The sequence below is a fragment of the Pseudomonas frederiksbergensis genome, assembly GCF_001952935.1.
GTDB lineage: Bacteria > Pseudomonadota > Gammaproteobacteria > Pseudomonadales > Pseudomonadaceae > Aquipseudomonas > Aquipseudomonas frederiksbergensis.
In genome coordinates this window covers 5,120,279-5,141,024 of the sequence record NZ_CP018319.1, presented here as the reverse complement: position 1 = coordinate 5,141,024, position 20,746 = coordinate 5,120,279, and the positions used below count along the sequence as shown (strand labels likewise).

16 protein-coding genes and 2 pseudogenes are annotated in these 20,746 nt (G+C 61.1%); 16 read left to right on the top strand and 2 right to left on the bottom strand.

Annotation, left to right across the window (positions count from 1 at the left end; translation table 11 throughout):
* Positions 1–277: 277 nt before the first annotated feature.
* Positions 278–508: pseudogene (locus PFAS1_RS24245) on the top strand (SPASM domain-containing protein); the annotation flags it as partial.
* A gap of 91 nt (positions 509–599) precedes the next feature.
* Here PFAS1_RS24245 and PFAS1_RS24240 read toward each other — a convergent pair.
* The gene (locus PFAS1_RS24240) at positions 600–1,550 is read right to left on the bottom strand and encodes a LysR family transcriptional regulator (protein ID WP_076031590.1); all 951 of its coding nucleotides are present in this window, start codon (positions 1,548–1,550) and stop codon (positions 600–602) included.
* A 397-nt stretch (positions 1,551–1,947) separates the two neighbouring features.
* On the opposite strand from PFAS1_RS24240, the gene PFAS1_RS24235 reads away from it, so the two are divergent.
* The 11 genes and pseudogenes from PFAS1_RS24235 to PFAS1_RS24190 all read left to right on the top strand — a co-directional run bounded on the left by PFAS1_RS24235 (position 1,948) and on the right by PFAS1_RS24190 (position 14,669).
* The gene (locus PFAS1_RS24235) at positions 1,948–2,277 is read left to right on the top strand and encodes a DUF485 domain-containing protein (protein ID WP_074877444.1); all 330 of its coding nucleotides are present in this window, start codon (positions 1,948–1,950) and stop codon (positions 2,275–2,277) included.
* Complete coding sequence (locus tag PFAS1_RS24230; RefSeq protein ID WP_076030821.1) at positions 2,274–3,923, top strand: cation acetate symporter; 1,650 nt, start codon at positions 2,274–2,276, stop codon at positions 3,921–3,923. The genes PFAS1_RS24235 and PFAS1_RS24230 overlap by 4 nt, the downstream gene beginning before the upstream one ends.
* 168 nt (positions 3,924–4,091) lie before the next feature.
* The gene (locus tag PFAS1_RS24225) at positions 4,092–5,342 is read left to right on the top strand and encodes an OprD family porin (RefSeq protein ID WP_076030820.1); all 1,251 of its coding nucleotides are present in this window, start codon (positions 4,092–4,094) and stop codon (positions 5,340–5,342) included.
* A 353-nt stretch (positions 5,343–5,695) separates the two neighbouring features.
* The gene (locus tag PFAS1_RS24220) at positions 5,696–7,399 is read left to right on the top strand and encodes an AMP-binding protein (RefSeq protein ID WP_076030819.1); all 1,704 of its coding nucleotides are present in this window, start codon (positions 5,696–5,698) and stop codon (positions 7,397–7,399) included.
* 102 nt (positions 7,400–7,501) lie between these two features.
* On the top strand, positions 7,502–9,010 hold the full coding sequence (locus PFAS1_RS24215) for a CoA-acylating methylmalonate-semialdehyde dehydrogenase (RefSeq protein ID WP_074877452.1): 1,509 nt from the start codon (positions 7,502–7,504) through the stop codon (positions 9,008–9,010).
* A 29-nt stretch (positions 9,011–9,039) separates the two neighbouring features.
* A pseudogene (locus tag PFAS1_RS29635) lies at positions 9,040–9,156 on the top strand (enoyl-CoA hydratase); the annotation flags it as partial.
* Between the two features lie 26 nt (positions 9,157–9,182).
* Positions 9,183–10,079: a 3-hydroxyisobutyrate dehydrogenase gene (gene mmsB, locus PFAS1_RS24210; protein WP_076030818.1), complete on the top strand. Its 897-nt coding sequence runs from the start codon at positions 9,183–9,185 to the stop codon at positions 10,077–10,079.
* Positions 10,076–11,164 (top strand): enoyl-CoA hydratase/isomerase family protein, encoded by a 1,089-nt coding sequence (locus tag PFAS1_RS24205; protein ID WP_076030817.1) that lies wholly within the window; start codon positions 10,076–10,078, stop codon positions 11,162–11,164. Before mmsB ends, PFAS1_RS24205 begins: the two co-directional genes overlap by 4 nt.
* Positions 11,165–11,182: 18 nt before the next feature.
* Positions 11,183–12,334, top strand: a complete 1,152-nt coding sequence (locus PFAS1_RS24200; RefSeq protein WP_076030816.1) for an acyl-CoA dehydrogenase family protein — start codon at positions 11,183–11,185, stop codon at positions 12,332–12,334.
* Positions 12,335–12,402: 68 nt separating this feature from the next.
* The gene (locus tag PFAS1_RS24195; protein WP_076030815.1) at positions 12,403–14,031 is read left to right on the top strand and encodes a methyl-accepting chemotaxis protein; all 1,629 of its coding nucleotides are present in this window, start codon (positions 12,403–12,405) and stop codon (positions 14,029–14,031) included.
* Entirely contained in the window at positions 14,028–14,669 is a 642-nt protein-coding gene (locus PFAS1_RS24190) for a TetR/AcrR family transcriptional regulator (protein ID WP_076030814.1), read from the top strand. The genes PFAS1_RS24195 and PFAS1_RS24190 overlap by 4 nt, the downstream gene beginning before the upstream one ends.
* An 81-nt stretch (positions 14,670–14,750) precedes the next feature.
* Here the strand turns inward: PFAS1_RS24190 and PFAS1_RS24185 are convergent, their stop codons facing one another.
* Complete coding sequence (locus tag PFAS1_RS24185; RefSeq protein WP_076031589.1) at positions 14,751–15,686, bottom strand: AraC-like ligand-binding domain-containing protein; 936 nt, start codon at positions 15,684–15,686, stop codon at positions 14,751–14,753.
* Positions 15,687–16,234: 548 nt separating this feature from the next.
* Between PFAS1_RS24185 and oxdA the strand changes: the two genes are divergently transcribed.
* The 4 genes from oxdA to nthA all read left to right on the top strand — a co-directional run bounded on the left by oxdA (position 16,235) and on the right by nthA (position 20,707).
* On the top strand, positions 16,235–17,293 hold the full coding sequence (oxdA, locus tag PFAS1_RS24180; RefSeq protein WP_076030813.1) for an aliphatic aldoxime dehydratase: 1,059 nt from the start codon (positions 16,235–16,237) through the stop codon (positions 17,291–17,293).
* Positions 17,294–17,420: 127 nt separating this feature from the next.
* A complete protein-coding gene (locus PFAS1_RS24175) occupies positions 17,421–18,290 on the top strand; it encodes a transporter (protein ID WP_076030812.1) in 870 nt (289 codons plus the stop codon).
* Positions 18,291–18,499: 209 nt separating this feature from the next.
* On the top strand, positions 18,500–20,014 hold the full coding sequence (locus PFAS1_RS24170) for an amidase (protein WP_076030811.1): 1,515 nt from the start codon (positions 18,500–18,502) through the stop codon (positions 20,012–20,014).
* Positions 20,015–20,107: 93 nt separating this feature from the next.
* Positions 20,108–20,707 carry a nitrile hydratase subunit alpha gene (gene nthA, locus PFAS1_RS24165; RefSeq protein ID WP_076030810.1) on the top strand — a complete coding sequence of 200 codons (600 nt, stop codon included), beginning with the start codon at positions 20,108–20,110 and terminating at the stop codon, positions 20,705–20,707.
* Positions 20,708–20,746: the final 39 nt, after the last annotated feature.

Sequence of the window (20,746 nt, the reverse complement as noted above, 5' to 3'; positions counted from 1 at the left end):
CTGTTTTTATTTTTTTAGGGTCAGGTTGCAGGTTCGAGATCATCCAGCGCCTTTGCGCCTTCGTAAAGGGCTTTTTGATCGCGCGACGGACCGTTGGCGGCGGCTTCACTTTTTGCTGGTCTGGTCGAATCAGTGCGGGCGTCGTTGTCCCATTCCGAGACAGTTGTACGAGTTCGATACAGCCCTTGCTTTGCCGTTCCTGCCTGGGTTGCCTCCTGGGTAAGGCCTGGAGCCCAGTGCCCACGGCGCTTTCGGTCAGGCTGGCACAGGCGTTGCTCCTGAGCCGTGCCGTTCCTGCGACGAGAAAGAAAAAGACTTCAGCGGCTGTCGCTGCCAGGCCTTCATGCTCACGGGGGACGTGAGCAATGCCGACCCGGTGTGCAGCAAATCGGACCATCACGGCGTAATCCTCAAGGCTCGCGAAGAAGCCGAGCACGCGACCCAGACCATTGAACAACTGGCCTTTCGCAATGAACGTAACTCGCGGCTGATCGCCAAGGTCCGCTGAATGCATGAATCCAGGCTCACCGTGGCCAGGTCAATGAGCCCTCGCCGGCGGCTGTAGACACCGCGCCGGCAGCCGCGGCCAAACTTGCAATTCAGGGCGACGGCAGGTAGGCCATCGCGCGGGACTCGCCCATCAGCAGCGGATGATTGAGTTCAGCACAGGCGCGCAAATAGTCGGCTACCAAGGTGATCCGCTTGAGCTTGCGCAGGTCCTCGCTGTAGTACATCCAGAACTGTCGAGTGACCTCCACCTGATCCGGTAGCACTTCGCACAGGCGCGGGTCGGGACCGGCGAGGAAGCAGGGCAGGATGGCCAGCGCGCGCCCTTCCAACGCCGCATGGTACTGGGAAACTACGCTGGTGCTGCGCAGGCGGCTGTGCGCGCCGGGCAGCAGGTCGTTCAGGTAGAGCAACTTGAAGCTGAAGGCCAGATCCTCGACATAGGTCACGAATGGGTGACCGGCCAGGTCCTCGCGACTGGCAATCGGCGAATGATTGGCCAGGTACTCCGGTGTCGCATACAGACGCAGACGGTAGTCGCACAGCCGCGAGCACACGTACGGACCGCGCTCAGGCCGCTCCAGGGTGATGGCGATGTCTGCCTCGCGCCGTGACAGGTTGACGAAGTGCGGGACCGGCAGGATGTCCACGGATATATGCGGATAGTGGATGATGAAGTGGCTCATCTGCGTGGTGACGAAACAGGAGCCGAAAGCTTCGGTACAGCCAATACGCAGGTGCCCGGCGAGCCCCCCGGTGGTTCCGGAAACCTGCTCGCAGGCTGCCAGCAGCGTACTTTCCAGAGTTTCGGCGTGACTGACCAAGCGCTGCCCCTCGATGGTCATGACGAAGCCCGACGCTCGGGACTTCTCGAAAAGCAGCGCACCAAGGCTTTGCTCAAGGGCGCGGATGCGCCGCGACACCGTGGTGTAGTCCACTCCCAAACGGCGTGCTGCGCCACTCGCGGTGTGAGCACGGGCGACTTCGAGAAAGAAGCGCATATCGTCCCAATTCACATGACTTTGGGTTGTGCGTTTTTGCATATTCATCAGGCTTTTCTGCCAATACATATTGGAAATTAGCCAACATATACTCGCATTCAGCCTGGTTTGACCAGCATCGTTTTTCAACCGAAAAGGCCCAATTTTCAATCAAGGCTGACGGCATGAATGCAGGGTAAAAACACTGTTTTCAAGCCGAAAACAGGCAGCTGTGCGACAGCGCAATCACTGCCACATTCGGACCCGTCGAGAGCTCATAGGCGGGTTCCCTGTCGGCACCTGACCGACGTCATTTCAGCACCCCTCGCCTCCGGAAGATCGCCAGGGCAGATACGACTCCAGCAGCATTCAGGTGACGCTCCGCTTCGGGACGTCGCCCGGGTACCCGTACGCCTCTCAAAAGGCGACATACAACAACAATTAAAAGCGGAGCCTCATCATGACGACTGACCATCCGAACCACGCCCAGACCTGCGCCCAGGTCAGGGCCAATCCCAAGTTCCAGCGACTCACCCGCCAGCGCGCACTGCTGGCCTGGTCACTGAGCGCCGCGGTCCTCGCTGTCTATTACAGCTTCATCATGGTAGTGGCCTTCGCACCTGCCTGGCTGCACCTGCCGCTGTACGACGGCAGTCATCTCAGCCTCGGCATGCCAATCGGCGTGGCAATTATCCTGCTGTCCTGGCTGCTTACCGCCTGGTACGTGAACACCGCCAACACACGTTTCGACGCGCTCAGCGCGCAGATCCTCCAGGAGACCCGCGCATGAAACGCCTACTCGCCCTTCTCGCCCTCAGTCCCCTGCTGGCCAACGCCGCACCCATCACCGCAGAGAAGCAACCGCTCAATGTGCATGCCATCGGCATGTTCTTCATCTTCGTCCTCGCCACTTTGCTGATCACTTGGTGGGCGTCCCGTCGCACGCGCTCCGCTGCTGACTTCTACAGTGCCGGCGGCGGTATCACGGGCTTTCAGAATGGCCTGGCGATCGCCGGTGACTACATGTCGGCGGCCACTTTGCTGGGCCTCTCGAGCCTGGTGTTCGCCAAGGGCTATGACGGCTTCATCTATATCATTGGCTTCTTCGTCGGCTGGCCCATCGTCACCTTCCTGATGGCCGAGCGCCTGCGTAACCTGGGCCGCTATACATTCGCCGACATCGTCTCCTTCCGCCTGGATCAAACTCGCGTGCGCAGCTTCGCCGCCCTCGGTTCGCTGACGGTGGTGTGTTGCTACCTGGTGGTGCAGATGGTCGGTGCTGGCCAGTTGATCAAGCTGCTGTTCGGCCTCGACTATCGCACGGCGGTGGTGGTGGTCGGCCTGCTGATGCTGGTCTACGTGATCTTCGGCGGCATGCTCGCCACCACATGGGTGCAGATCACCAAGGCAGTCCTGCTGCTGGCCGGCGGCACGACCCTGATGCTGATGGCCCTGAGTCGTTTCGGCTTCAGCTTCGAGACGCTGGCTGCCCAAGCCGTGGCGGTGCATGCCAGCGGCGTGCAGATTATGGGCCCGGGCACGTTGCTGGCCGACCCGATCAACGCGGTGTCCCTGTCCCTCGGACTGGTCTTCGGCATCGCCGGCCTGCCGCACATTCTGATGCGCTTCTTCACCGTGCCCAACGCCAAGGAGGCGCGCAAATCGGTGCTATTCGCCACGGTGTTCATCGGCTTCTTCTTTCTGGTGGTCTGCATCCTGGGCTACACCGCCATCGTCATCGTCGGCACAGACCCGCAGTACTATGTCGACGGCAAGCTCGGCGGCACCATGATCGGCGGCGGCAACATGGTTGCCATGCATCTGGCTAAAGCGGTGGGCGGCAACCTGTTTCTCGGATTCCTCTCCGCCGTGGCCTTCGCCACCATTCTTGCAGTGGTGGCCGGCCTGGCCCTGGCCGGCGCCTCGGCCATCTCTCACGACCTTTATGCCTCGGTACTGAAGAAGGGCCAGGCCGACGAGAAGCAGGAAATGCGTGTGTCGCGCATCGCCACTGTCGGTCTCGGTATCGTCGCGATTTCCCTCGGCATTCTGTTCGAGGGCCAGAATATCGCCTTCCTGGTCGGCCTGACGTTTGGCATAGCGGCCTCGGCGAATTTCCCGGTATTGATCATGGCCATGTACTGGGGTGGCCTGACCACCCGTGGCGCCCTCTATGGCGGTATGACTGGCCTGATCAGCGCCCTGGCCCTGGTCATCGGCTCTCCGTCGGTATGGGTCGGCGTATTGGGCCATGCCCAGGCAATCTTCCCCTACGACCAGCCGGCGCTGTTCTCCATGCCTTTGGCCTTCCTGGTCATCGTGGTGGCATCCAAACTGGACCGTAGCGAGCGTGCCGACCGCGAGCGCGCTGCCTATGCCGATCAGTTCGTCCGCGCCCAGACTGGCCTGGGCGCTGCTATGGCCAGCAGTCACTAACGCTGCAGCTTCCCGGGGTCTATGCCCCGAGCGCGAGTTCGCCCCTTAGCGTCGCGCTTTTTTACTCCCGTCCTGCGCCTCCCGGCGCAGGGCACCTCCATCGAGTCTTCCCTCCACCGGCCCCGGCCAGTGCGGGAAAGGCTTGCTTATAACAACAAGAGGCATGCAATGAAACCCACCCTTTTTACCCTGCTCCTGGCAAGCAGCAGCGTTGCCACCCAGGTCCACGCGGACTTCCTCGCAGACAGTAAAGCCAGCCTGGAACTGCGCAACTTCTATTTCAACCGTGACTATCGCCAGGACAACGCCGCCCAATCCAAACAAGAGGAATGGGCGCAGGGGTTCCTGCTGCGCTACGAATCGGGATACACCGACGGGTTGATCGGTGTCGGCTTCGATGCCATCGGCCTGCTCGGCGTCAAGCTCGATTCCAGCCCTGATCGCGCAGGCTCCGGCCTGCTTAAACGCCACCGTGACACGAGCAAAGGGGCGCAGGACGAGTACGGCGAACTGGGCCTGACCGCCAAAGTGCGCGCCTCAAAAAGCACACTGAAACTCGGCACGCTGCTGCCGAAACTGCCGACGGTACTGGCCAACGATTCACGGCTGTTGCCACAAACCTTCAAGGGCGGTCAGCTGACGTCGCTGGAACTCGAAGGCCTGACCGTGGATGCCGGGCGCCTGACGCAAGTCAATCAGCGCGACTCCTCGGACTACGAGGACATGGGGATCACCCGCACCGGCGCCAAGGGCATCACCACGCGTCATCTCGACAGCGACAGCTTCGATTTCGCCAGCCTGAACTACAAATGGACCAGCAACCTCGCCACCGGCTACAGCTACGGCCACCTCGACAACTTCTACAGCCAGCACCTGGTCAACCTGACCTACGTCTTGCCAGTCACCACCGGCCAGTCGCTGAAGACCGATCTGCGCTTCGCCCGCTCCACGGATGATGGCGGCAGCAATGTCGATAACAACGCCATCGGCGCGATGTTCACCTACAACCTCGGCGGGCATGCGGTGGGCCTGGGTTATCAAGGCATGAGCGGCGACACCGGCTACGCCTACGTCAACGGCACCGATGCGTTCCTGGTGAACTTCGTGCAGATCGGCGACTTCGCCAGCAAGGACGAACAGTCCTGGCAGGCGCGCTACGACTACAACTTTGCGGCCATCGGCATTCCGGGCCTGACCTTCATGACCCGCTACCTCACCGGTGACAACATCGATCTGGGCGGCAATAGCCCGGAAGGCAAGGAATGGGAACGTGATACCGACATTGGTTATGTGGTGCAGAGCGGGCCATTGAAGAATGTCGGCGTGAAGTGGCGCAATGCGACGGTGCGATCGACCCACTTCGGTAGCGACCTGGATGAAAACCGGTTGATCGTCAGTTATACCCTGGCGCTCTGGTAAATCCCCCCGCGAGACGGGGGCCGCTCGCATCGCCTGAGAGTGCGAGCGGCCCTCCATCCAACGCGCCACCTCTATGATTTTTTTGCACAACGCACCGGTTTTTATGAGCATTTTTAATTGATTTTTGCATGCATATACTGGGCTCAAGCGCCTGGTCATGAACCGCGCCAGACCCAACAAAAACAAACAAGGGCATACACCGTGAAGACATCCATGCTTGCCGCCGTCTCCCCGCTCTCAGGTACCTGCATGCGTCTAGTACGCATTGCTGCCCGCAGCGAAGCCCCCCTCGCCGCCTGACCATCCCGTACCTGTACCCGCGCCGATCGTCACCACGATCGATGGAGACTCCAATGAACAGCAACTGCCAACCGTTCCTCGCCGCTCGAGACTTCCTGCTGGCCCACCGTACCGACTACGCCACTGCCGTGCGTGACTTCCGCTGGCCGCAACTGAACGAGTTCAACTGGGCACTGGATTACTTCGATGCCATGGCCGAGGACAATCACGCCAACGCCTTGTGGATCGTCGAAGAAGACGGCAGCGAACAGCGCTACAGCTTCCAGCAACTGGCCTCGCGCTCCAACCAGGTGGCCAACCACTTGCGTGCCCTCGGCGTGCGCCGCGGCGAGCGCATCCTGCTGATGCTCGGCAATGATGTCGCCTTGTGGGAAACCATGCTGGCCGCCTTCAAAATCGGCGCCGTGGTCATTCCCGCCACCGCCCTGCTGACCCCCGATGACCTGGGCGACCGCATCGAGCGCGGCCAGGTTCGTCACCTGGTGGTCGGCAGCGCCCATGTCGACAAGTTCGTCGGCCTGGGAGAAGGCTGCAGCCGCATCTGCGTCGGCCCGGCCCCCGCCGGCTGGACCCCGCACAGTGCCGCCAGCGAGTATTCCGAGCAGTTCGACGTCGAGGACCGCACGCTAGCCACCGACCCGATGCTGCTGTACTTCACCTCTGGCACTACCTCCAAGCCAAAGATGGTGCTGCACAGTCACCAGAGCTACCCGGTCGGCCACCTGTCAACCATGTACTGGATTGGCCTGCAGCCGGGTGACCTGCACTTGAACATCTCGTCACCGGGCTGGGCCAAACATGCCTGGAGCTGCCTCTTCGCACCATGGAACGCCGGCGCCTGCATCTTCATCCACAACGTCGCGCGCTTCAGCGCCCCGGCCCTGCTTGGCGCGCTGGAGCGCTATGGCGTCACTAGCCTGTGCGCCCCGCCCACCGTGTGGCGCATGCTGATTCAGGAGGATCTGGCCAGTTACAAGGAGCGCCTGAACCTTCGCGAACTGGTGGGTGCCGGTGAGCCACTGAACCCGGAGATCATCGAGCAGATCCTGCATGCCTGGGACTTGCCGCTGCGTGATGGTTTCGGTCAGTCGGAAACCACCGCTCTGGTCGGTAACACACCCGGCCAACTGCTCAAACCCGGCTCCATGGGCCGTCCTCTGCCGGGCTACAGGGTGACCATGCTTGACCCCGACGGCGTACCCGGCAACGAGGGAGAAGTAGCCCTGCCATTGGATGTGCGTCCGCTTGGCCTAATGTTGTGCTACGAGGACAGCCCGGAAAAAACCGCAGAAGTAATGCGCGACGGTTACTACCGCACCGGCGATACCGCACAGATCGATGAAGAGGGCTACATCACCTTCGTCGGCCGTGCCGACGATGTGTTCAAAGCCTCCGACTACCGCATCAGTCCCTTCGAGCTGGAAAGCGCACTGATCGAGCACCCGGCGGTGATGGAAGTGGCCGTGGTGCCAAGCCCGGACCCGCTACGCCTGGCCGTGCCCAAGGCGTTCCTGATCCTGGCCCATGACGAACCCGGCAGTGCTGAACTGGCCGGCAACATCCTCGCCTTCGCTCGCGAGCACCTGGCGCCCTACAAGCGGGTGCGGCGTATCGAATTCGTCAGCGAACTGCCCAAGACCATCTCAGGGAAGATTCGTCGGGTGGAATTGCGGCAAATGGAAGTGCAGCGCCGCCAGAGCGATGCACGCGGCGCGCAAGAGTACTTCGAAGAAGACTTCCCTCACCTCAAGGGCTGAACCCGGGCCGGTACGCCGGCCCTCCTGAATTCAAACGCGACCGCTCGGCCAATCAGGCCGAGGGGCCTCACTCGACTCAAAGAAAGTAGACAGGACCCGAAAATGACCTCCTCCAGCATTCCTAGCGTCAAGCTTCTCATCAACGGCGAATTCGTCGAATCGCGCAGCACCCAATGGCGCGACGTGATCAACCCGGCTACCCAGGAAGTCCTGGCCCGCGTGCCCTTCGCCACCGCCGAGGAAATGGACGCCGCCGTGGCCAGCGCCAAGGAAGCCTTCAAGACCTGGCGCAAGACTCCGATCGGCGCCCGCTCCCGGATCTTCTTCAAATACCAGCAACTGATCCGCGAGAACATCAAGGAACTGGCCGCTCTGCTCACCGCTGAACAGGGCAAAACCCTGCCGGATGCCGAAGGTGATGTGTTCCGCGGCCTGGAGGTGGTCGAGCACGCCGCCTCCATCGGCAATCTGCAGATGGGTGAGTTGGCCAACAACGTGGCCAATGGCGTCGACACCTACACCTTGATGCAGCCGCTGGGCGTGTGTGCCGGCATCACCCCGTTCAACTTCCCGGCGATGATCCCGCTGTGGATGTTCCCGATGGCCATCGCCACCGGCAACACCTTCATCCTCAAGCCATCCGAGCAAGACCCGCTGGTGACCATGCGCCTGGTCGAACTGGCCCTGGAAGCCGGTGTACCCAAGGGCGTGCTCAACGTCATCCACGGCGGCGTCGACGCGGTGAACCTGATCTGTGACCACCCGGACATCAAAGCCGTGTCCTTCGTTGGTTCGACCAAGGTCGGCACCCATGTCTATAACCGCGCTACCCAGAATGGCAAGCGTGCACAGTGCATGATGGGCGCGAAGAACCACGCCATCGTCCTGCCCGATGCCAACAAACAGCAGACGTTGAACAACCTGCTGGGCGCCTCCTTCGGCGCCGCCGGTCAGCGCTGCATGGCCCTGCCGGTGGTCATTCTGGTGGGTGAAGCGCAGACCTGGTTGCCGGACCTGATCGAGCGGACCAAAACCCTCAAGATCAATGGCGGCACCGAACCTGGCACCGACATCGGCCCGGTGATCTCCTGCGCGGCTCTGGATCGCGTCAACAGCCTGATCGCCAGCGGCATCGAAGAAGGCGCCAGGCTCGAATTGGATGGGCGCAACCCGAGTGTGCCTGGCTACCAGGACGGCAACTTCGTCGGCCCGACCATCTTCTCCGGCGTCACGGCACAAATGTCCGTGTACCGCGAAGAAATCTTCGGCCCGGTGCTGTGCGTCATGCATGCCGCCAACCTGAGCGAGGCGATCGAGATCATCAACGCCAACCCGAATGGCAACGGTACCGCCCTGTTCACCCGCTCCGGCGCTGCGGCCCGTCACTTCCAGGAAGAGATCGACGTCGGCCAGGTGGGCATCAATGTGCCGATCCCGGTACCGGTCCCGCTGTTTTCGTTCTCCGGTTCTCGCGCCTCCAAACTCGGTGACCTGGGCCCCTACGGCAAACAAGTGGTGACCTTCTACACCCAGACCAAGACGGTCACCCAGCGCTGGTTCGACGAAGACGACACCAGCGGTGCGGTCAACACCACCATCACCCTGAAATGACCTTTGCTGGCCGGCGCCCAGCGCCGGCCAGTCAGGGCGTACGTTTCGAGCGGCGGCTGTTCCATTCGCTGTTTGCCAGCCACGACCAAAAGGAAGGCATGCAAGCCTTCGTCGACAAGCGCGTGCCGAATTTCCTGCACCGCTGATCCCCCACTCGCAAAAGGTAGTCATCATGCATATCGGATTTCTCGGCCTCGGCAACATGGGCGGCCCAATGGCCCGCAACCTGCTCAAGGCTGGACACAGCCTGACCGTCTTCGATCCTTTCCCGCAGGCGGTCGCGACCCTGGTGGAGGCCGGTGCCAGCGCCGCTGACTCACCCGCCGCCGTGGCCAAAGCCAAGGTTGAGGTGATCATCACCATGTTGCCGACCGCCGACCATGTGAAGCAGGTCTATCGCGGCAAGGACGGCCTGTTGGCCAATATTGGCCAGGGCGTGCTGTTGATCGACAGTTCAACCATTGACCCGCTCAGTGCCCGCGAGGTGGCCAAATTCGCCCTTGCCCAGGGCAACCCAATGCTCGACGCGCCGGTATCCGGCGGCACCGGTGGCGCGACGGCAGGCACCCTGACCTTTATGGTCGGCGGCCCGGTCAGCGTATTCGACCAGGCCCTGCCAATCCTCTCGGCCATGGGCAGGAACATCGTGCACTGCGGCGCAGCAGGAAACGGCCAAGTGGCCAAGATCGCCAACAACATGCTGCTCGGCATCTCCATGGTCGGCGTCGCCGAGGCCATGGCCCTGGGTGTGGCCCTGGGCATGGACGCCAAGGTGCTGGCCGGTGTCATCGGCACCTCCACCGGTCGGTGCTGGAGCTCGGAGATCAACAATCCGTTCCCGGGCGTGCTGGAAAACGCTCCGGCCTCGCGTGGTTACAGTGGCGGCTTTGGTACCGACCTGATGCTCAAGGACCTCGGCCTCGCCACCGAAGCAGCGAAACATGTGCGTCAGCCGGTGGTGCTCGGTGCTGCCGCCCAGCAGCTGTACCAGACCTTCAGCCTGCAAGGTAATGGCGGCCTGGACTTCTCCGCCATCATCAAACTGTTCCGTGGGGAAGCAAAAGCATGAGCGAGCAGCAAGCCCCGGTGCTGGCCAGTGTGCGCAACCGCATCGGGCACCTGACGCTGAATCGACCAAGTGCGTTGAACACCCTGGACCTGCCCATGGTGACACTGTTGTGCCGGTACCTGTGGGTCTGGGAACAGGACCCGGAGATCGTCGCCGTGACCCTTCGTGGCGCCGGGGAAAAAGCCTTCTGTGCCGGTGGCGACATCCGCATGCTGTACGACAGTCACAAGGCCGGCGACAACCTGCACGAGCTGTTTCTCGAGGAAGAGTACGCCCTGGATGAGTACCTGCACGGCTATTCCAAACCGGTGCTGGCGCTGCTCGATGGTTTCGTCCTCGGCGGCGGCATGGGCCTGGCCCAGGCCGCCTCGTTACGGGTGATCACCGAGCGCACGCGGATGGGCATGCCGGAAGTCGGCATCGGCTTTTTCCCCGATGTCGGCGGCAGCTATTTCCTGCCGCGCCTTCCGGGTGAGCTGGGTATCTATCTGGGGGTCACAGGTTGCCAGGTACGTGCCGCCGATGCCCTCTATGCCAACTTGGCTGACTACTGCCTGCCCAGTGAGCAACTGGCCGAACTGGATGCCGCCCTGGATCAATTGAACTGGACCGGTGCGCCCGACGAAGACCTGCAAAACCTGCTCGCCCGCATGTCCACCGAACGTATTGCGGGATCGGAACTCAAGGCCTATCGCCAGGTGATCGATGAATATTTTTCCCTGCCCGATGTGCCGGCCATTCTCACCGCCCTGCAGCGCGAGCAACGTCCCGAGCTGCGCGACTGGGCCGAGCAGACGGCCAAACTGCTCGACAGCCGTTCGCCACTGGCGATGGCCGTGACCCTGGAATTGCTGCGTCGCGGCCGTTACCTGAGCCTGGCCGATTGCTTTGCCCTGGAGTTGCACCTGGACTATCAGTGGTTTGACAAAGGTGACCTGATCGAGGGCGTGCGCGCGTTGATCATCGACAAGGACAAAACCCCGCGCTGGAACCCTCCAACCCTGGCGGAACTGGCACCACCGCGGGTGCAATCCTTTTTCGGCGACTTCCACCCGGCCTCTGCAAACCCTCTTCGCACCGCCTGATCGGCAGGAGACACCGCAATGCACGATATCGAATTGACCGAAGAACAACGCATGATCCGCGACATGGCGCGCGACTTTGCCCGCAGCGAAGTCGGCCCGCATGCCCAAGCCTGGGAGAAGGCCGGCTGGATCGATGACGCCGTGGTGGCGCAGATGGGTGAACTGGGCCTGCTGGGCATGGTAGTGCCGGACACTTGGGGTGGCAGTTACACCGACTATGTGGCCTACGCCCTGGCCGTGGAGGAAATCTCGGCCGGCGACGGTGCCCTCGGCGCATTGATGAGTATCCACAATTCAGTGGGCTGCGGCCCCCTGCTGAAATATGGCAGCCCGACTCAGCAAGACGACTGGTTGCCGCTTCTGGCCAGCGGCCAGGCCATAGGCTGCTTCTGCTTGACCGAGCCGCAGGCCGGCACCGAAGCACACAACCTGCGCACCCGAGCCGAGCTGCATGATGGGCAGTGGGTGCTCAACGGTGCCAAGCAGTTCGTCAGTAACGGCGAGCGCGCCAAGCTGGCCATCGTTTTCGCCGTCACCGATCCGGAACAGGGCAAGAAGGGGCTGTCGGCCTTCCTGGTACCGACCGACAACCCTGGTTTCGTGGTCGACCGCCGTGAGCACAAAATGGGGATCAAGGCCTCGGATACCTGCGCGGTGACCCTGGACAATTGCACGATCCCCGAGGCTAACCTGCTGGGCGAACGCGGCAAGGGCCTGGCCATTGCCCTGTCCAACCTGGAAGGTGGTCGCATTGGTATCGCCGCCCAGGCCTTGGGCATCGCCCGCGCCGCTTTCGAAGCCGCGCTGGGGTACGCCCGCGAACGCGTCCAATTCGGCAAGCCGATCATCGAACACCAAAGCGTATCCAACTTGCTCGCCGATATGCACACCCGGCTCAATGCCACCCGACTGCTGGTGCTGCATGCCGCACGCCTGAAAAGCGCCGGGCAACCGTGTCTATCAGAAGCCTCGCAGGCCAAGCTGTTCGCCTCGGAAATGGCCGAGCGCGTGTGTTCCAGCGCCATGCAGATCCATGGCGGCTACGGCTACCTGGAGGATTATCCGGTTGAGCGTTACTACCGCGATGCACGCATCACCCAGATCTACGAAGGCACCAGCGAGGTCCAACGCCTGTTGATCGCCCGCGAGCTGGCCCACTACGCGCTCTGAGTCCCCCGTCCGGACGCGCCTGCCGCGTCCGGACGCCCTCTTTTCTGCCCCTCCTTGTGGAGTTGCCCATGCCCCGCTTGCGCAATATTCCCATCAACCGCCGACTGTGGTTGATCCTGCTCACGTCCATCCTGATGCTGCTGATTCTTGCCGGCATGATGCTCAAGCAGAGCTATGACAACCTGTATGCAGCCAAGGCGCTGAAAACCCGTCACGTGGTCGAGACGGCCAGCGGGATCCTGCGCCACTTCCAAAACCTGGAAGAACACGGGCTCAGTCGTGAACAGGCGCAGCAGCAGGCTATCGCGGTCATACGCGATCTGCGCTATGACCACGGGGACTACTTCTGGCTCGAAGACCTCGACACGCGCATGATCCTGCATCCCAATGCCAAGCTTGAAGGCAAGCGCATGGCTGGCACCCTCGACCCTGATGGCAAGGCGCTCTTCGACGAAATGGTTGCCGTGGCAAAACGCGACGGCTCAGGCCTGGTGAGTTACCGCTGGCCCAAGCCGGGTGCCGACACTCCGGTCGAAAAGGTTTCCTACGTCGAACTGTTCAAGCCCTGGGGCTGGATCGTCGGCTCAGGTATCTACATTGACGACGTGCAAGTCGAGTTCCGCCGCCAGCTGGTACATACCTTCGTCATCCTGATAATGATCACGCTGCTGCTCAGCGCGCTGATCCTGCTGATTGCCCGCAGCATAGCCTCGCCACTGGCGCAAGCGGTCGATGCCATGCAGAACATCGCCAGCGGCGATGCCGACCTGACCCGCAACCTGGACAGCCAGTGGCGCGACGAGCTCACTGCCCTCAACGTCCACTTCAACGTGTTCACCAACAAGCTACGCACTGTGATCGGCCAGTCTATGCAGACCGCAGGCAGCCTGGACCAGGCCTCGCAATCACTCGCTGAGATTGCCAGCGATAGCCAGCGCCACAGCCAACAACAGTCCCAGCAGATGGAGCTGGTGGCCACCGCCATTCACGAGGTTTCTTACGCCGTGCAGGAAGTGGCGAAGAACGCCGAACACGCCGCCAACGAAGTACGCCAGGCCGATGAGCAGGCACGCCAGGGCCAGAACAATATTGACAACAGCCTGAGCCAGATCGACCAGTTGTCCGAGACCATCGGCCAGGCTGTCGAGGTGATCCAGAGCCTGGCCCAGGAAAGCACCCAGATCGGCAGTGTGCTGGAAGTCATTCGCGCCATCGCCGAGCAGACCAACCTGTTGGCGCTGAATGCCGCCATTGAGGCGGCGCGCGCTGGCGAACAGGGCCGCGGCTTCGCCGTGGTAGCAGACGAAGTGCGCCTGCTGGCCCAGCGCACTCAGCAGTCCATCGCACAGATCCAAGGCATGATCGAGCGCCTACAGGGCAACTCGGAAGCGGCGGTGAAGGTCATCAATACCAGCAGCCAAGCCGCTCAACAAACCGTGGAACAGGCCCGCCGAACCGGTGAAAGCCTGCACCAGATTCTCAGCGCGCTGCGCAATCTCACCGAACTGAACGCCTCGATCGCCAGCGCCACCCTGGAGCAGTCCCATGTGGTCGAGGACATCAACCAGAATGTCACCCGTGCAGCTTCGCTGGCCCACGAAAATGCCCAGGCAGCAGGCCGGTCCAACGAGGCCAGCCAGGAACTGGGCCAACTGGCGGGTCAGCTGAATCGGCTGTTGGGGCAGTTTCGCGTATGAAGGGGATGGCGCTACCTGTCGAACTAGGGCACCACTCGCGCTACCTGGAAACCCGCCACAAGGCTCTCGAGCTGTTCGCCAGGTGTGGCTTCAGCCGGGTAAGCATGCGCGACCTCGCCACTTATCTGGGGATCAATGTCGGCTCCATTTACAACCACATCGATAGCAAGGAAGCACTGTTGTTCGAGCTGATCGAGGAACTCTACGAACAGTTGCTTCACGGCGCCAGCCTGGTGAATCGTCGCAAATCCGCACCGGCGGTACGACTGCATGGCCTGCTTGAGGCGCACCTCCTGCTACACGAGCGCATGGGGGCGCATTTCCGCCTGGCAGAGTACGACCTCCATTGCCTGAGCAGCGAACAGCATGCCTTGATCCTGACCCTGCGCCGACGCTACGAGGAGCACCTGGTGGAAACTATAGAGCAGCTCACCGGTAAACCGACCAATGCCACCCGGCGCGCCACCTTGAGCGGCATCGTGTCCCTCCTCAACCAACTGCCAGCCTGGGTTGGGGAGCCGCACGCAAGCAAGGGAGTACGCCGCAAGTTGCTGCATGACATGGTGATGAGTACCCTCCAGGGTGCGTTGCAGGCGACTCATACCTCAGGCTCTGAACTCTCGTCAAAGCCGGGCTAATGGCCGGACGCTGAACATTAATCTCATGCACAAAAAACGCCACTCATTGAGTGGCGTTTTTTGTGAATCCTGGGGCCTTTCTCAAGTTCGGCGCAGGAGTGTATGAGGTGCCACACCAAAGGCCTTGCGAAAAGCATGACTGTAATGGGAAAAATCGGAGAATCCGAAATCCAGTGCAGCTTGGGAAATGCTGCGTACCTGGCCGCGCTCTATAGCCTCACGACTGGCGATCAGGCGCTCTTTCCAGATCTCCGCAACCGGCGTTTTCTGGTAACGGGCGAAAGCGCGCGTGACGGTTCGCGTGGACACATAATGCACTTGAGCGATGCGCTCGATCGACAGGTCCGGATCGGTCAGATTCTGCTGGATGTAGTTCATGATCCGACCATAAAGATCCAGCTCCTCATGGGTCGTCTTCAAGTCCTGGAGTTCCAGGCTGATCGCCAGAAGATCCAGCAAGGTGTTGGAGAAGCGGCTGGAAAGCCCCCCGTCTTGAAAGCTTGCAGGAATGCTCGCCGCTTGGTGCAACATCTCGCGCAATGGAATCACCCCTGGACGGCGATCGTCCAGTACCACGGCTGTGCAGCCTGCAATACCTGGCAACCGCTGGCTGAGCAACTGTCTCGGAATGCGGACCAAGTGGTTTTCGGTACCACCCAGGCTGAATCGGAACGTCTGGGATGCGTCATAAAGAAACAAATTGTCCGCCGCCAGCGTTGCCCTGCGCCCTCCCTGCTCCAATTCACCATAGCCTCGCCGGGTGAAACCCAGCCATAGATCTTCATCAGGACCACTACGCAAATGCTGGGGCGAACGCTCCCAAAAATGCAGTGGCGAGGACAGCGTACAGATCTCCAGCGGCCCCATGCCGTGCACCTCCAGCGCCCCGTCGAAATCGCTCTGCGCCAACGGTTTGCTGTCAGCCGCCAGGCAGTGACGGCACACCACTTCTTTCCAGTAATCAAAGCGACGTGGCGCCGCAACGGCGAGGGTCGAATACTGATTGCTATGACTCATGGCATTCACCTCACGGCGGCGGCTGAACAATAAGGATGGCGGAAACGTTGGTTCCTTGTTTAGCAAATAGCAGGCCACTCCACTTTTGTACTGCCAAGGTTATGTGCGCCTGAAATATCAGACCCTTGCGCTCGGGAAGGGGCTGTCACACGAACGACTCCTGCCCAATATCGATACATGCATTCGGAGTGCGCGCACCAACTCAGCTCATCGTGATCCTGTATTCAGGGCCTGTCCTTTCTAGCCAAACGGTTGTCCGTACGAGCCAAGCGTACCGTGCCGTCCCCGCCTAACTTCTACCCCACAGCGTGCCCCTCCAACCACAACTGATGAGGTGTCCCATGCAACTACCAAAGCAGCAGCGACAGTCCGATTCATCCTGGCTTTTGCAGAGGCGCGACTTGGCACCTGAAGAGTTCGCCACCTACCTGTTAGAGCTGGGGACACTGGCGCTGCGGCGTCGACTGGTTGCGCCAACCGTCAGACAGCCTCGTCCTTCGAAACGTTGAACAGATAACCGCATACCAAAAAAAACAAAGGAGCCCACCATGGAATCTGCGATCGATAAGCACCTCAAATGCCCGCGGACGTTGTCTCGTCGCGTCCCCGATGAATACCAGCCCCCCTTCCCCATGTGGGTTGGGCGCGCCGATGAGCAACTGGAACAGGTGGTGATGGGATATTGGGGTGTGCAATACCGCGGTGAGGACCAGCGTGCAGCGGCCCTGCACGCCATGCGCCACATCGCCGCAAGCCTGAGTCTGCCCGACGGCCCCCTGAGCCATGACCTGACCCACCACACCGACAACAGCGGTTACGACAACCTGATGATCGTCGGGTACTGGAAAGACCCCGCCGCGTATTGCCGTTGGCTGCGCACACCCGAGGTAAACCAATGGTGGTCGTCAGAGGATCGCCTGAACGACGGTCTCGGTTACTTTCGGGAGATCGTCGCGCCGCGGGCCGAGCAGTTCGAGACGCTGTATGGCTTTCGCGATGAGTTGCCCGGCGTTGGTGCCGTCATGGACACCATCAGTGACGACATCGAAGAACACGGTTACTGGGGATCGATGCGGGACCGCTTCCCGATTTCCCAGACCGACTGGATGGCTCCTTCCGGCGAACTGACGGTCATCGCAGGTGACCCGGCCAAAGGTGGGCGCGTGGTCGTGCAAGGCCACGACAATATCGCGCTGATCCGCTCCGGCCAGGACTGGGCGGATGCCGGCGAAGAAGAAAGATCGCTCTATCTCAACGAAATTCTGCCGACGCTGCAGGCGGGTATGGATTTCCTTCGCGACAGTGGCAAGGACCTGGGTTGCTACAGCAATCGCTTCGTGAATTACATCGACCTGGACGGCAATCTTCTGAACCTGAGTTACAACATCGGCCACTGGCGCTCCCTGGAGAAACTCGAGCGCTGGGCCGAATCCCATCCAACCCATCTGCGGATCTTCGTGACCTTCTTTCGGGTCGCTACCAGCCTGTCGAAGCTACGCCTCTATCACGAAGTCTCGGTATCCGACGCCAAGGATCAAGTGTTCGAGTACATCAACTGCCACCCGCAGACGGGCATGTTGCGTGACGCGGTAATCCCTAAAACCTGACGTCTGACGCTACCCGGCGTCTACGGGCGGTCTTGATCCGGATTCCGCCCTGACACAGATCTCGCTTCCAAACATCTTTTGGCCCCCAGCGCATGGGGTTGGGCGCCCTTTTGTCAGGAAATCGATCATGAAGTTGAGTCACTCTTTACTCGTGCTGTGCATGCTGCCCTTTGTCAAAAGCCAGGCCATCGAGATAGCTCCCGGTGATTTCGAGCCATTGCCGGCCGGCGCCAACGCCTTGCTGCTCTACTACCAGCACGCCGACCGCTCGGATCTGTACCAGAACGGCCACAAGGTATCCGACGACGCCAGGCTCAGTTCGGACATCGGCATCCTGCGGTATGTGCACGCCATCGGCCTGTCAGAAAACCTCTCATGGGAACCGCAGATTCTGTTGCCTTTCGGCCAGATGAACGCCTCGGGAGATATCGGTGCCTTGGGCGATACCCGCGGCATCGGCGACCCGATCATCACCGCGCCGCTGAAGTGGACGCTGCCCACCGCGAACAAGGACATCTTCGCCTTGGCACCCTACCTGTACGTTCCGGTAGGGAGCTACGACAAGAACGATGCCTTGAACCTCGGCGAGAACCGCTGGCGCGCCACGCTACAGGCGGCGTACATCCACCATTTCTCCCCGAAATGGGCGCTGGACACGGTGGCCGAAGCCTCTTGGGTGTCGGCCAACAATGACTTCGGCCCGTCCGGGGCGAAGCTGGAAGAAAACACCCGCTACGAGTACCAGACCGCCGTGCGCTACAACTGGACCCCGAGCACCACCTTCGCCGTGGGCGGCGGCTACATCACCGGCTCGGCGACCACCGTCAACGGTGTCGATCAGCACGACGGGGTCTCCACCTCCTACGGGCGTTTTACCGTCACGCACTTCATCGAGCCCACGCTGCAGATTCAAGCCCAGATCGGCACCGACATCGAGGTCGAACAAGGCTTCAAGGAAGGCGCACGCCTGAACCTGCGCGTCTTGAAAGTGTTCTGAGCGCGCCACGCTTGGCAGGTTGTCCTTTTCAACCAAATGGCTGTCCTTCTCAGCCAAGCAAAGGCTGAGAAGGATGCCTAACTTGAACCCAGTTACCCACTTGATTGATGTCGCCCCAGGTGCCCGGCGCGAGGTGTTTTGCGAACACCTTCGAACGCTCCCGTACTGACCGAGCCGTTGTCGATCACAGACAAAAGAATAGGAAAATCATGGCCATTGTTCGCCCTACCCTCGACCAACTGCAAGACATCGCTGGCCGGCTGAATATGCAGCTGACCCATGAGCAGGCAGCGGAATACCTGGCACTTATGCAGCCAAGTTTCGACGCCTATGACCTGGTCGACGAGTTGCCGGATTTCACCCCACCGGTGCGCTACGACCGCAGTTCCGGCTACCGCCCGTCTAACCCGCAAAACCTGCTCAACGCCTGGTATTACAGGACTGAAGTAAATGGTGCCCGTGAGGGCAAGCTTGTAGGCAAGACTGTTGCGCTCAAGGACAACATCTCCTTGGCTGGCGTCCCGATGATGAACGGAGCCTCAATCCTGGAAGGGTTTGTACCGTCGTTTGACGCAACCGTGGTGACCCGTTTGCTAGACGCCGGGACGACCATCCTGGGCAAGGCGACTTGTGAGCACTACTGTCTCTCCGGTGGCAGCCACACCTCTGATCCGGCGCCCGTACACAACCCATACCGGCACGGTTTCGCTGCCGGCGGATCCTCCTCCGGAAGCGCTGCATTGGTGGCAGCCGGCGAGGTGGACCTGGCCGTTGGCGGCGATCAAGGCGGCTCGATCCGTATCCCTTCAGCGTTCTGCGGCACCTATGGCATGAAGCCGACCCACGGTCTGGTGCCCTACACCGGGATCATGGCGATCGAGGCCACCATCGACCATGCCGGTCCCATCACCCGCAACGTGCGTGACAACGCGCTGATGCTGGAAGTCATGGCCGGTGCCGACGGGCTCGATCCTCGTCAGGCCGCCCCTCAAGTCGACGCCTATTGCGACTATCTGGTGCGAGGTGTGAGCGGACTGCGGATCGGCATCCTGCAGGAAGGCTTCCAGCTGGCCAACCAGGATCCACGCGTTGCCGACAAGGTACGCGGCGCCATCGCCCGACTCGAAGCCTTGGGAGCTCGCGTCGAAGAGGTCTCCGTTCCCGAGCACAACCTGGCAGGTTCGCTGTGGCACCCCATCGGCTGCGAAGGCCTGACCATGCAAATGATGCATGGCAATGGCGCAGGCTTTAACTGGAAGGGGCTCTACGACGTCGGCCTGCTGGATAAACAGGTCGGTTGGCGCGAACAAGCGGACGCATTATCCGCATCGCTCAAGCTGTGCATGTTCGTCGGCCAGTACGGTCTGGAACGCTACAACGGTCGTTTCTACGCCAAGGCTCAGAACATCGCACGCTTCGCTCGGGCCGGTTATGACAAGGCACTGGAGACCTACGACCTACTGGTCATGCCGACCGTGCCGATCACCGCTCAGCCCCACCCCGAACCCGATTGTTCGATCACTGAGTACGTGGCCCGGGCACTGGAAATGATCGGTAACACCGCGCCGCAGGACATTACCGGCCATCCGGCCATGTCGATCCCGTGCGGTCTGGTGGACGGCCTGCCCGTCGGGCTGATGTTCGTTGGCAAGCACTATGCCGAAGGTACGATTTACCAGGCGGCCGCAGCGTTCGAGGCCGATGTCGACTGGAAGACGTTGTAAGGCTGCCTCCCCCCAAACCTCCCGGACATCAATAAAAAACCGGGGACTGTTCTTCACTTTTTTGACCGTATTAAATCGATGAGGAGTTACACCATGAGCGCCACTGCATCCCCAGCATCCACTTCGACGCCCAGCGAGCGGGCCTGGGCCTTGTTCAAGGTTCTGAAAGACAAGGAACTGATTCCAGAGGGCTATATCGAGCAACTGACCGATTTGATGGAGCACCAATGGAGCCCGGAAAACGGCGCTCGTGTAGTGGCCAAGGCCTGGGTCGATCCACAGTTCCGGGAGCTGTTGCTCAGAGACGGTACTGCAGCGTGTGCGCAGTTCGGTTTCACCGGCCCGCAAGGCGAATACATCGTGGCTCTTGAGGATTTACCCCAGCTGAAAAATGTCATCGTCTGCAGCCTGTGCTCCTGCACCAACTGGCCGGTCCTGGGGTTACCGCCGGAGTGGTACAAGGGTTTTGAGTTCCGTGCACGCCTGGTTCGTGAAGGACGCACCGTGCTGCGTGAGATGGGCACAGAGTTGCCAAGCGATGTGGTCGTCAAAGTCTGGGACACCAGCGCAGAAAGCCGCTACCTGGTCCTGCCCTTAAGGCCCGAAGGCTCCGAGCACATGAGTGAAGAAGAGCTTCAGAAACTGGTGACCAAGGATGTGCTGATCGGGGTTGCCCTGCCCCGCGTACGTTGACCCAAAGACTCTTCATCTTCTAACTTTCGGAGGTTTTTA